5 protein-coding genes and 1 pseudogene are annotated in these 12,797 nt (G+C 62.5%); 3 read left to right on the top strand and 3 right to left on the bottom strand.

What is annotated here, in order from left to right; translation table 11 throughout:
* Positions 1-139 precede the first annotated feature (139 nt).
* A pseudogene (locus tag AC0T4W_RS02845) lies at positions 140-1,156 on the bottom strand (HAMP domain-containing protein); the annotation flags it as partial.
* Between the two features lie 228 nt (positions 1,157-1,384).
* Positions 1,385-3,754, bottom strand: a complete 2,370-nt coding sequence (gene pbpC, locus AC0T4W_RS02840; RefSeq protein ID WP_476315798.1) for a peptidoglycan glycosyltransferase PbpC — start codon at positions 3,752-3,754, stop codon at positions 1,385-1,387.
* A 350-nt stretch (positions 3,755-4,104) separates the two neighbouring features.
* On the opposite strand from pbpC, the gene AC0T4W_RS02835 reads away from it, so the two are divergent.
* The 3 genes from AC0T4W_RS02835 (at position 4,105) to AC0T4W_RS02825 (ending at position 7,639) form a co-directional block, all read left to right on the top strand.
* Positions 4,105-5,598 carry a M4 family metallopeptidase gene (locus AC0T4W_RS02835; protein WP_476315795.1) on the top strand — a complete coding sequence of 498 codons (1,494 nt, stop codon included), beginning with the start codon at positions 4,105-4,107 and terminating at the stop codon, positions 5,596-5,598.
* A 154-nt stretch (positions 5,599-5,752) separates the two neighbouring features.
* Positions 5,753-6,046 carry a hypothetical protein gene (locus AC0T4W_RS02830; RefSeq protein WP_476315792.1) on the top strand — a complete coding sequence of 98 codons (294 nt, stop codon included), beginning with the start codon at positions 5,753-5,755 and terminating at the stop codon, positions 6,044-6,046.
* Between the two features lie 237 nt (positions 6,047-6,283).
* Positions 6,284-7,639 carry an IS1182 family transposase gene (locus tag AC0T4W_RS02825; protein ID WP_476315485.1) on the top strand — a complete coding sequence of 452 codons (1,356 nt, stop codon included), beginning with the start codon at positions 6,284-6,286 and terminating at the stop codon, positions 7,637-7,639.
* A gap of 166 nt (positions 7,640-7,805) precedes the next feature.
* Here the strand turns inward: AC0T4W_RS02825 and AC0T4W_RS02820 are convergent, their stop codons facing one another.
* Complete coding sequence (locus AC0T4W_RS02820; protein ID WP_476315789.1) at positions 7,806-12,728, bottom strand: alpha-2-macroglobulin family protein; 4,923 nt, start codon at positions 12,726-12,728, stop codon at positions 7,806-7,808.
* Between the last annotated feature and the right edge of the window lie 69 nt (positions 12,729-12,797).

Below are 12,797 nucleotides of genomic sequence, written 5' to 3'. Positions count from 1 at the left end.
CGGTCATTTCCTGCTGCTGACTGGAACGCCCGGCGGTGTTATCGACCACCTGCGCCACCTGGCTGACCGAGGCGCGCAAACGCTCGCTGGTCGCCAGTACATCGCTGATCAGGCTGCGCTGGCCGCCGATAAAGCGGTTGAAGCCGCGCGCCAGATCGCCCAGCTCATCTTCGCGGGACTCATCCAGACGGCGAGTCAGATCGCCACCGCCGCCACCAATTTCCACCAGCGCGGTGGTCACCTGACGGATCGGCCGCACCAGGCCACGCGCCAACAGCACCACCAAACCAAGGAACAGCAAGGCCACGCCAACGCCGATAGCGCTGGTCATGAGCAGCGCCTGGCGTGCTTCGGCATAGATTTCCGCCTCAGGCACTTCGCTGACCAGCAACCAGTCCAGGCTGGAAAGCTTCTGCGCCACCGCAAGGTAGGCTTCACCGTCGCGTTCGAAACGCACCGCCTTGCCACCGCTGCCTAACAGCTCATCGGCCGGCGCCTTGCCAAACAGTTCAGCGAGGCGACCACTGCCGCTCAGTTCGGCCTGCGGATGCACCTTGATCTCGCCCTGGGCATCGATCAGAAACACCTGGCCGCGCTCACCAAAGCGAAAATTGCGGATCATTTCCGACATGGCCTTGAGGCTGAAACCCAGACCAGAAACCCCCAGGATTTTGCCGCCCTGCTTGATCCGCTGGTTGATAAATAGCGTCGGCAGGCGTGTGCCCTTATCAATATCAATTTCCAGCACCTGATCACGGCTACCGTCGACCAGCTTGTAGAACCACTGATTTTCCGGCTGATCACGACTGATCACCCGGGTCAGGCCCTCGCCAGTGAAGTAGTTACCGCTGTCCAGTACGGCAACCGAGGTGGTCATGGCGTTTTGTTGCGCACGCACGCCCTCCAAGTAACGAACCACCGCGCTGCGCTGGCCTTCATCTTCGCCTGCCGCCAGCCAATCCTGAATAAAGACGTTGCCGGCAATCCCGGCGTTGGCGGTAATCGGTGCGGTCAGTACCCGCTCCAGGTCGTTGCGAATCGCCAGCGCCCTGGCCGGCAAGGCCTCTTCAACCAGGAAGCGTTCGGTCAGGCGATTGACCACCGCCGAGTAAACGCCGACCACGATCAGAGTGCTGGCAAGCAGGGCGGCGCCCATACTGAGAATCAGCTGCCACTGAATGCTGCGCTTCCACAAGCCCATGAGGGTTACCTTCTAATTATTATTTGAACACGGCGATTGAATACAACTTTGTATACAAATTCAATTGCCCGGCGACGTATAACCACTATCGGCTCCCTGGCTGCCGACTTTAATCCGCACGGCAAGAGGCTCCAAACCTACCCATCTAGCGTAGCCCTCAGACGTACGCATCATCCAACAAACCTAATCGAAGAGGCTAAAGCTCAGCTTGGCAGTTTGCCCGCTCTCATCCAGCACGCTGAGCTGATATTGCCCGCTGCGTGCGAAGGCGTGATTGAACAGCGCATCGGCGCTGGTTTCGGCAATCGGCTGGCCGTCGACAAACCACCAGCGTCGGCCACTGCCGCCCAGTGCGGAGAGGCGCAAACGCAGTGGTTCGGCGCTGCCAGCCGGGCGGCGCAAACGATCACCTCCGCGCACCCCAACTATCGACAGCGGCGCAGCAACCGGCACATGCCGTGGCGGGCACTGCGGATCAGCCGCCGGCAGGCGCGCACTGCGGCGTTCACGGCGTGGTAGCCAGGGCTCCAACGGCGCCGGCCACAACGTCAAGTGCTGCGCCGCTGCGCCAGGGCAACTGGCATCGACGCGCAATCCGGCGGCATTGACCCAGATGCGTTCCTGCAGCCCCAAGCCCAGCGGCTGGTCCTGTGCCTGCAAAGTCGGCGGCGTGGTGCCATCCAGGGTCCAGGCGAAGCGCTGACGCCGGCAGTTGGGGTCACGGCTGTCGAGTGGCTGGCCCAGGGGCCAGCAGATTGCGGCCACGCCAACTGACAGCGGCTGAGGGTCGATCGGCAGAACGATACCGCGCTGGCTGTCACGGTTGACCAGCAGATCATGCACCTGCAGCAGCAGTGGCGCCGCCGAGGCCAGGCCGAACTGGCCGGACACCGGGGTGCCGTCGGGCCGGCCGATCCAGATGCCGATCAGGTAACGCGGCGCTACGCCAATCGCCCAGGCATCGCGAAAGCCGTAGCTGGTGCCGGTCTTCCAGGCGAGGGTCGGGCGCTGCACCAGTTGCGCGCGCGGGTCGCGATCAGGCCGCGCCTGGCCGCTAAGAATGCGCCGCACGACCCACGCCGAGCCAGGCGACAGCAAGCGCCGCTCATGCAGCCCATCCTGCGGCTGAAACCGCAGACGCGCGGCCATGCCGCCACGGGCAAAGGCGCTGTAACCGCTGACCAGTTCCTCCAGCCGGCTACCGGCACCGCCGAGAATCAGCGCCAGATTGGGCTCGGCCAACGGCGGCAGCAGCAAGGGCACGCCGGCGCTACGCAACTCGCCGGCAAAACGCTTCGGCCCGTAGGCCTCCAGCAGCTGCACGGCAGGCAGATTCAAGGAGGTGGCCAGCGCCTCGCTGGCCGACACCGCCCCACTGAAGCCGGCAGCAAAGTTGCCCGGCCGGTAGTCGCCATAACGCCGTGGCACATCCTGCAGCAGCGATTCGGAATGGATCAGCCCTTCATCCAGCGCCATGCCGTAGAGAAAGGGTTTCAGCGTCGAGCCGGGCGAGCGCACGGCGTTGATCATGTCGACATGGCCAAAGCGCTTGGCATCGCCGATATCCACTGAGCCCAGGTAGGCACGCACTGCCATGTTTGGCTGCTCGACCACCAGAATCGCCGCCGAGGTGCGTTCCGGCAGCCGCGCGCGCCAACCCAGCAGCAGGTCTTCGAGACGGCGCTGCAAGGCGGCGTCGAGGGTGGTGCGAATCAGTGGCGGGCTGCCGCGCGTATTCAGCCGCCGCGCCAGCAGCGGTGCCAGGCGCGGTTCCTGACGTGGCGCCAGCAGCACCGGCTCTTCCAGCGCATCGTTGATCGCCGACTGCGACCACACCTCGAAGCTGGCCAGGCGCTTGAGCACTTTGTCCCGTGCTGCCTGGGCGCGCTCGGGATGACGATCCGGGCGCAAACGACTGGGCGCTTGCGGCAGCACCGCCAACAACGCCGCTTCGGCGCGGGTCAGCTGGCTCGGTGACTTGCCCAGATAGGCCCAGCTGGCCGCCGCCACGCCCTGCAAGGTGCCGCCAAAGGGTGCGCGGTTGAGGTAGAGGGTGAGGATTTCATCCTTGGACAGGTGCCACTCCAGCTGCAGCGTGCGCCACAGCTGCTTGAGCTTGCCGCTGTAACTGCGCGCATGCGGATCGAGCAGCCGCGCCACCTGCATCGACAGGGTGCTGCCGCCCGAGAGCACGCGCCCGCCGCTGAGGTTCTGCCAGGCCGCGCGGCCCAGGGCCAACGGGTTAACTCCAGGGTGCTGGTAAAACCAGCGGTCCTCGTAGGTCAGTAGCGCGTCCAAATAATAAGGCGAGACCTCGTCCGGGCTGACGGGATAGCGCCATACACCATCATGGTCGGCAAACCGCCACAGCGGCGTACCGTCTTCGGCGAGCACCACACGGGCCAGGTCATCACCCGGTAAAGGCAGCGGAAATAGCCGGTCGGCCAGCACCAGAGTCAGCAGCAGGCACAGTGGAATAGCCAGCCAGGGGCGGCGCAAACACCTCAACAGAACGCCACGCGCTGCCCTCAGCTGACCCAACCCAGAACGCATAGCGCCTCACTCAACACACGCCCCTGAAGCGCCGCACTATACGCGGCGCTGTTCGATATTTCTGGCCAACGGTAGCAACTCGCAACCTAACGTACAGATGCTCGGCGCAAGGGAAGAACAGGCCATATCCGCCAGAACATACGAGCAAAAGTACCGTGCTAGAGCTGTTTGCGCCCATTGTTATCTTTTTGCGTCATTTTTTTGATATTCGTATTTTTGACGCCTATACCTTGGGTTCGCTGTTAACGCCTGGCTACCCGCCGCGCCAACAACAGTGAAAAACCGTTACCGCCATAAGGCAACGGGCTATTCACGGAGCCATCCTCCGCCTACCCAATGGAGCTACATCAATGCACAGGAAGATCTTCCCGAAAACCTTGCTACTCGCCGCACTGGTTTCCCCCGCCTGCACCTTCGCCGCAGAACTGATTGATCTCTCAACCCTGCCAACCCGCCCCGGCATTGCCGGCGCCGGCGCCGGCGACATCCATGATGACCTTGGGCTGCAGCCGGACGAGCTGAACGCCACCCTGAGCGCGCAATTGCCTGGTGGTGCCCAGGTCGTGCGCTATCAACAGTTCTATAAGGGCATCCGGGTGTGGGGCGAAGCGATCACCGAGTTTACCGACGGCAGCCAGCCACTGCGCAGTGGCCGCCTGGTGAGTGATATCAGCAGTGACCTGGTACGTGATGCAACACCAACGCTCAGCGCCAAACAAGCCCTGGAAATGGCCAAAAGCCTGAAAGCCAGCGGCCTGCCGAGCGAGAACGAACAGAGCGAACTGGTTGTGCGGCTCGATGCGCAGCAACGCGCACAGCTGGCGTACGTGGTGTCGTTCTTTATCCCTGGGGCCAAACCTTCACGCCCGTTCTTTATGATCGAAGCCAACAGCGGCGAGTTGCTCGATCAATGGGAAGGCCTTAACCATGCCCAGGCAACCGGACCTGGGGGCAATCTAAAGAGTGGCCGCTACCTGTATGGCACGGACTACGGGCATCTGTCAGTCAACAAAAAGTGCCAGATGGACAGCGGTAACGTCATCACCGTCAACCTCAACCACAGCCTGAACAACAGCAGCACCACGCCCTTTCAGTTCGCCTGTTCGTTCAACGACTTCAAGAGCATCAACGGCGCTTTCTCGCCGCTGAACGACGCGCACTATTTCGGCAATGTGGTGTTCCAGATGTATGGCAGCTGGTTTGGCGGCCTACGCCCGCTGCTCAACCGCAAGCTGTATATGAAGGTGCATTACGGCAACGGCTATGAAAATGCCTTCTGGGACGGTCAGGCGATGACCTTCGGCGATGGTCGTAATCGCTTCTACCCACTGGTATCGCTGGACGTTTCCGCCCACGAAGTCAGCCATGGATTTACCGAGCTGCATTCGGGGCTGGTCTACAGCAACCAGCCCGGCGGCATCAATGAGGCGTTCTCCGATATGGCGGGCGAAGCGGCCGAGTACTTTATGAAAGGCAAGAACGACTGGAAGGTCGGCTACGACATCTTCAAAGGTGACGGCGCCTTGCGCTATATGAACCAGCCCAGCCGTGACGGCCGCTCCATTGACCACGCCGAGCAGTACCGCGACGGTATGGATGTACACCACTCAAGCGGGGTCTACAACCGCGCGTTCTATCTGCTCAGCCAGAAAATCGGTTGGAATACCCGCAAGGCATTCGAAGTGTTTGTCGACGCCAACCGTTTCTATTGGACGGAAACTAGCGACTTCAACCGCGGCGCCTGCGGCGTGATCCAGTCGGCGCAGAACCGCAGCTATGGCTCTGCCGATGCTATTGCGGCCTTTGCCGCAGTGGGTGTCAGCTGTCCAACCCTGCTTAACTGAAGCGCGCTACACCACAAGCCCCTGCCTCAATGAGGCAGGGGCTTTTCTATGTCCAGTGCTGGCGAGTGGTGCTCTGTAACGCTGCCAATCTGCCAAATGCCTGGCACACTGGCGCGCGGCAGCAATCAACGCAGCGTCGAGTGGAACAGCAACTATGGGTGTAGAAGGTTTTTTTGAATCCCTGGGCGAGGCGGTCGGCTCGGTGATTCGCTTTATCATCGAAGGCTTAAGCGGCTTTTTCGGCATGCTCGGCGGGGCGGTCAGCAGCTTTATCACGGGCATGTCCAAGGCCTTGGGAGTGACGCCATCATTGCTCAGCATCGTGGTGCTGGTTGCCGGCTTGTGGTTGCTGTCTCTAGCGGTACGCGCCTTTATCCGCCGTTCGATCATTGCAGGGGTGGCCTGGCTGGTGCTGGGGTTGTGGCTGCTAAGCGGGCTGATTGGTTAGCTATGTCTATTTCCCCGGATTACATCCGGGCTACGCTCTGAAAACACCGCCGAATTGGAGACCTGCCCCTCTCCCCGGAGGGGCGAGGGGATGATCGCGTCCACCTGGTGCTTAAGTGAACGGCATTAGCCAATTTGGCGGGCCTTGTGCGTTCTAGGAGCCTGTCGGACTTTCTGACTCTTCCTTGCGCTGAAAGTATTCGCGACAATCAAGGCCCTGCAATCGAGAGCCCCGCTGATGAGCCGTTTTGTCCTTGCTGACCGAGACACTGCGTATTTACTACCGCCTTCGGTGAACGAGTGGTTGCCGGCGGATCACTTGGCGCGGTTCGTGGTCGAGGTCATCGAGCAACTCGATTTGAGCGAGCTGACTGGGCAGTATGCGGGGCGGGGTTCAGCTGCCCACCATCCGGCCGTGCTCCTGGGGCTGCTGATATACGGCTACGCCAATGGCGTGCACTCCAGCCGCAAGATCGAACGCGCGACCTATGACTCGGTAGCGTTCCGTTATCTGGCGGCCAACACCCACCCCGATCACGACACCTTGGCTACGTTCCGTCGACGTTTCCGGCAGCAGGTTGAATCGCTGTTCGTCCAGGTGCTGATGCTGGCGCGCGAGATGAAGCTGCTCAAGCTCGGTCATATCGCTCTCGACGGCACCAAGATCGAGGCCAACGCCAGTAAGCACAAGGCCTTGTCCTGGGCGCACGCCAACAAGATCGAGGCGCAGTTACGCCAGGAGGTCCAGCAGTTGCTGGCGCTGGCCGAGAACAGCGACTGCGCCGCCGTACCCGATGGCATGGATGTGCCGGCGGAGATTGCCCGGCGCGAAGATCGGCTCAGCGCGATAGCCCAGGCCAAAGCGAAGATCGAGCAACGTGCAGCTGAGCGACACGCCATTGAGCAACAGCAATTCGAGGCCAAGACGGCCAAGCGTGAGGCCCAGCGCAAGGCTGGAAAGAAACCACGCGGCAAGGATCCAGAACCGCCCGCAGCGGGCCCCAAAGACAGCGATCAAGTCAATCTGACCGATGAAGAGTCACGCATCATGCCCGTCTCCGGTGGCGGCTTCGAGCAGAGCTATAACGCTCAAGCCGGGGTCGACACCGAGACGATGCTGGTGGTCACACAGCATGTAACCCAGGCCTGCAACGACAAGCGCGAAGTGGTTCCCACGCTACAGCGCATAGCCACCTTGCCCGCCGAATTAGGCGAGGTGAAAAGCCTGATTGCGGACAGCGGCTTCTTCAGCCAGGCCAACGTGAGCGCCTGCCACGAAGCCAAGGTCGAACCGCTTCTGGCGCTCAAACGCGAGTCGCACCACACCCCGGTACTGGAGCGCTTTGCCACCGACTCGCCGCTACCACAGACGAGTAACCCAGTCGAACAGATGGCTCACCGACTGAGCACGCAAGAAGGTCGAGCGCTGTACAGGCTACGCAAACAGACGGTCGAACCGGTGTTTGGCATCATCAAGCGAGTGATGGGCTGGCGGCAGATGAGCATGCGCGGCCTGGCCAACGCCCAGGGCGAATGGAGCCTGGTGACCATGGCCTGGAACATCAAGCGTTTGCATGTGCTACGCGCGATGTAACGCGGCCGAAAAGTACGCCCACCCGCGTCCAGGCAGCTGCTCAGGTGCACGAACGGACCGCCTGGGTTCGCGATAGTCAACTCGGATGCTTAGAAAGAACGACCCCGAGCAATCAAAGACCTAAACCCGCGCTGTCATTCCTTTTCGGGTTAAGTCCGACAGGCTCCTAGCGCTCTTTAACTACCAGGCGCCCTGGCGTTGTGCCCAGTGCCTGCCAATTCGGTCGGTACATAGACTCCACTTGCGGTGGCGGCACGCGGTAGCTGCCGGGGGTAACGGCGCGGGCCAGGTACAGCAAGTGGGTGGTGTCGTAGCCGCTGACATCCAGCGCGGCGACGTAGCGATCACCCCGGAATTCCTGGTGTTTGATCGCCGCGTTCTGCATCGACTCACGCCACTTCTTCACTGCGCTGCTGGCATCGTCCAGGCTGGCCGAGCTTTGCGCCAGGTTCTGGTTTTCCAGCTCTAGGCCCGCCGGTAGCAAATCGACCACCAAAGCATCCGGCACCCGCTGCTTGGCGGATACGGCCAGGTGCACCAGCACCAGCTCGCCGCTTTGCAGATTGCTCAGATCCAGCGCCTGGCCGTCCATGCCCAAGTATTCGCGGTAGATGCTGAGATTTTCACCACCGGCCGCAGGGGCCTGACGCGGGTAGCCGGAGAGGGTCAGCTGCTGATACAGCGGCGTATCGCCCGGATTGCTTGCCGAATTGCGGATAGCCAGCGGCGCAGCCAGATCACTGCCATCAAGCTTCAGGCCTGGCTGGGCATTGCTCAGCTCGAAGGCCAGGCTGCCGCTTTGCAGGGCCGCGCTCCAGCTCGGCTCCGGCTTGCTCAGCAGATTGCGCCCGGCCAGGTACAGCGAGTTGCGTTCCTGGGTCGACAGCCACTGCTGCCCGGCCACTTCATCGGCCAGGTTGAACAGCCGCTCTTCACGACGACTGCCGGCCAGGTCGTGCTCTTCCAGCAGCGCTAGAATCAGCGCCTGGTCGCGCAACGGGCTGCCGTAGTCGGCCAGCCAGGTGTTGCTGTCACGACCACGGGCCAGGCCGGCGGTCAGTAGCTCATCGGCACGCGGCTGGTCGCCCATTTTCTGCAGGGCCACGGCCAGGTGCACCAGCGGCAAGCCGGACAGCGAGTCGCTGCGCCGCTCATACAGGCTGCGCAAGGCACCCAGCGGCGCCTGTTGGCTGCGCGCCAGCACATAACCGGCATAGGCCTGCACGGCAAAACGGCTGTGGTTGGCGTTGTCGCTGTAGTTGACCTCAATCAGCTGGCGCTCCTGCAGATAACGCAGCAGGCGTTCGTTGGCCTTTTTCAGCGCCTCTTGCGGCACACCAAAGCCCTGCTCGCGGGCGCGCAGGAGGAAGTCGCTGACGTAGGCGGTCAGCCAGTATTCCTCATCGCTGTCCGCGCCCCACAGGCCGAAGCTGCCGTTGTAGCGTTGCATGCTCAGCAGGCGCTCGATGCCCAGCTCGATAGAACGCTTGCGCTGCTCATCCGGCTCAGCTTCCACGCCCAGGCGTTTCAGCGTCGTGGCGTCGGCGTACAGCGACGGGTACAGGCCGCTGGTGGTCTGCTCCAGGCAGCCGTACGGATACGCCTTGAGCGCGCGGATCTGCTCACCCAGATTAAGCGGCGGCCGGCTGGAAATGGCCAGACGTGCTTCCAGCCCCGCCGTTTCGAAGGCGCTCAGCACATTGGCCGGCAGCAGCCAGGGCTCGTCTTTCAGCACCGCACGGAAGTGCTGCAGCTGCGCCGGGTAGGCCGGACGAATGCCCAGCGTCCACTCACGGCTAAACGGCGGCAGATCCTCACCCGGCAGGGCCAGGCCATTGACGCTGACCTTAAAGCGCCCTTGCCCGTAACCACCCAGTGCGGTGACTGGGATGCGCAGAATGGTCCGTTGACCATCCGCCAGGGTGATCGGCGCCACCGCCGCCCCTGGGTTCTGCGTCAGACGCAGCTGGCCTTCGGCGCTCAGTTGCACATCGAGTTTCTGCTCACGCCCGGACAGGTTGCTCAGGTCCAGGGCCAGGGTGGTTTTATCGCCCCCGGCGAGGAAGCGCGGTGCGGACAGTTCAGCAATCAGCGGCGCAGCGACCACCGTTTTGCCTTCGCCCATGCCGTAGTGCTCATCGGTCCAGGCTTGCGCCATCAGGCGCAGCTCGCCGTTGAAGTCGGGGATAGCCAGGCTGACTTCGCCTTCACCCTGCTCGTTCAGTTTCAGCGGCTGGCTCTGCAGGGCGACGATCAGCACGCTGGTGTCCGGGCGTTTGCCGCCACCGGCCAGCGCCGCGTCACCACCGAAGGCCAATTTGGCCACCCGGCCTTGGCCGGCTTCGATCAGTTGCCCGTAGATATCCAGCTGGTCCGCGCCATAGGCCTTACGGCCGAAGAAGTTGGCAAACGGATCGGGCGTGGCGTAGTCGGTGATATTGAGGATGCCGACATCCACCGCCGCCACCAGCACCTGCGCCTGTTTCGGGATGCTGCCGTCAGCGTTGCGCGCCTGCACCTTGACCTTGAGCGGCTGGTTGGGGCGCATTTTTTCCGCAGCAGTGAGGGTCAGCGCCAGTTTGCGCGGCGCACGTTCCAGCGGCAGATGCAGCAGGCCGACCGCGCGTTTAGGCGTGGCATTGCTTTTGCGCTCGCCGGGACGAATCACCAGAGCACTGACATACAGGTCATGCCGCGCCCAATCCTTGGCAATCGGGATGTCGAAGCTCTTGCCCTCAGCCGGCACCTCGATCTCTTCCCACCACAACGGCCCTTCGCTGGATTCCACCATCAGGTAGCCCTTGCCCGCAGAAGGCGGAGTGACGGTAACCTGAGCGGTGTCGCCATCGACGTACGCCGGTTTATCCAGCGCCAGCTTGACCTGATCAGGGCGCACGGCGCCGCCGTCGGCGTTGTCCTGCCAGCGGTAGCCGGCCCAGAAGCGCATGCTGCTGAGCATGCCGGTTTGCGCATCGATCACCTCAACGCGGTACGGGCCCCACTCTACGGGGAAGCTGATCTTGGCGGTGCCGCCGGCCGCGACCTTGAGGGTTTCCTCGTTGAGGGTCAGAAATTTCTCGGTGTAGTTATGGCTCCAGCCATCGCTTTCAGAGAAGTTCCAGAAGTAGTCACGGCGCTCACGAATCAAGCGCACGCTGAGTTGATCGGCTGTCAGCTTGTTGCCTTCGGCATCAGCCACCAGCACTTCGAACTCGGCCAGGCTGTCGGCGTCCACTTCTTCGCCGTCAAACAGACCGCGCACCCCCGGCAGACGCTCAGCCGGCCAGACCGGCTGGATAATCCGCCGGGTAATCGCACGGCCACCAGATTCCTGCAGGCTGGCCTGGAGAATCAAACGCAGCGGCGATTTGGCATCAGCCCAGCGGCTTTCGATATCCAGATTAGCCTTGCCCTGCTCGTCGAGGCTGGTTTCATCCAGCTCAATGTCCTCGCTCAGCTCTTCTTCGGTAACCGAGCCGAACTGATAGCCCGGCAGGCTGGCCACCGCCTCACGCAGCGGGCGTACATAAAGCTGGCCACTGAGGCGATTGCCGGCTGCCGGCGCGCCATACAGATAGCGCCCGGTGACTTCGAACTGGGCGTTTTCCGCTGGGGTATAGGGTTCTTCACTGCCCTTGAGTTCCAGCGCCATGCGTTCCGGCAGGAAGTCTTCCACGGAGAATTCATACAGTTGCTGACGGCCGTCACCCAGGTCGAACAGCAGCTGCCAGCGGCCGGTCGGGGCTTCGTCGGCCAGTTGCAGCTGGTATTGATAGAGGCCGGCGTCATCGGCCTGCCAGACGAATTTACGGCTGACCTGCTCATCCGGGCGGCGCACTTCGACATTTACCGGCTGGGCTTTTACTGAACGGCCATCGGCATCACGCAGCAGGCCGTTGAGCAGCACGGTTTCGCCTGGGCGATAAAGATCACGCGGGCCGAACACGAAGAACTGCAACGGATGGGCAACGGGACCTGCGATATCAAACTCGGCCAGGTCCAGCGCTGAGGTGTTCAGGCGTAGCAGGCTGGTCTGTTCGCCCTGATGGGCAAGCAGCACTTCGGCCTTGGGCGGCAACGGCAGTTCGCCATGGCCGGCGCCGTCGGTCTTGCCTTCGACCAGCACCTTGCCTTCAGCATCGAGGATTTCCAGGCGTACATCACCCAGGGCATCACCGCCGGCCAGGGCCTGGGTGAAGACATCGAGTCGGTTCTGGTAGCGCCGCGCGGACAGGCCGATATCACTCAGGGTGAACAGCGTGGCCGGCTGTGAATAGTTGTAGCTGCCGGCTTCACGCATCACCGCCAGGTACACGCCAGGCTCTTTGAACGGTTCCAGGCCGGCAATCGGCAGCAGCAGGGTTTCGCGGGTATTGCGTGCCGGATTCAGGTCGAAACGGCCGCCATAGACCAGATCGGCCATCGGCAGCAGGCTGCGGGCTTCCCAGTTATCCAGATTGCTCGAACGGCCCCAGCGATTGAGGAAGGCCGGCAGTGACTCGGGCTTGATGCGGAAGAATTCGACATTGATCTTGTCGACGTTCAGCGCGATCACCGGCAGGCCTTCGGCGAGGCGTGTGGGCAGCAAGGAGCCACGGCTGGCGAAGCCGACGCTGGCTTGCAGATCACGGGTTTCCAGGCGGGTCACCTGCTCGGCGGCGAGACTCTTGCCGTTCAGCCCGAGCAGACCGGCATCCACGGTCAGCACCAGTTTGCGCTGCGGCTCCAGATGGCGCAGACGCACTTCCATCAGGTTGTCGCTCAGCTCCCAGGCGCCGTCGACCTTGCCATCCTTGCTATCGACCAGGTGCAGGCGCTCGGCGAGTTTCTGCTCGGGGTCGAGCGGCACCGAGAAGCTAATCGACAGCGTGCTGGCGCCCTCCAGCTGCACTTCCGAGACATCCACCACGGTCAGTTCGCGGCCGGCGTAGCGTTCGGCCAGCGCCTTGCGGTCAATCGCTGGCTTGGCCGCCTCGCTGCTCACGGGGGAGGCTTGGGTCGCCGTCACTTCGGCAGGCCCAGGGGTGGATGAATCACAGGCGCTGAGCAGGCTCAGGACAAGTGCCAGAAGCAGTCCATTCTTCGGCATTGCGGGCTCCAACAAGGGTAGGTGCAGAGGGCTGACACTATAGTCGAGGCGATAACCGACGACTAAGGG

The organism is Pseudomonas sp. C7.1 (genome assembly GCF_056312395.1).
Note: the sequence above shows the minus strand (reverse complement) of the source record. Positions and strands in the feature narration are given on the sequence as shown.

Bases quoted from the DNA above. Each gene is read 5' to 3' on its own strand.
- AC0T4W_RS02825 (WP_476315485.1), top strand. From the start codon at position 6,284: ATGAGCCGTTTTGTCCTTGCTGACCGAGACACTGCGTATTTACTACCG.
- AC0T4W_RS02820 (WP_476315789.1), bottom strand. From the start codon at position 12,728: ATGCCGAAGAATGGACTGCTTCTGGCACTTGTCCTGAGCCTGCTCAGC.
- AC0T4W_RS02835 (WP_476315795.1), top strand. From the start codon at position 4,105: ATGCACAGGAAGATCTTCCCGAAAACCTTGCTACTCGCCGCACTGGTT.
- AC0T4W_RS02830 (WP_476315792.1), top strand. From the start codon at position 5,753: ATGGGTGTAGAAGGTTTTTTTGAATCCCTGGGCGAGGCGGTCGGCTCG.
- pbpC (WP_476315798.1), bottom strand. From the start codon at position 3,754: ATGCGTTCTGGGTTGGGTCAGCTGAGGGCAGCGCGTGGCGTTCTGTTG.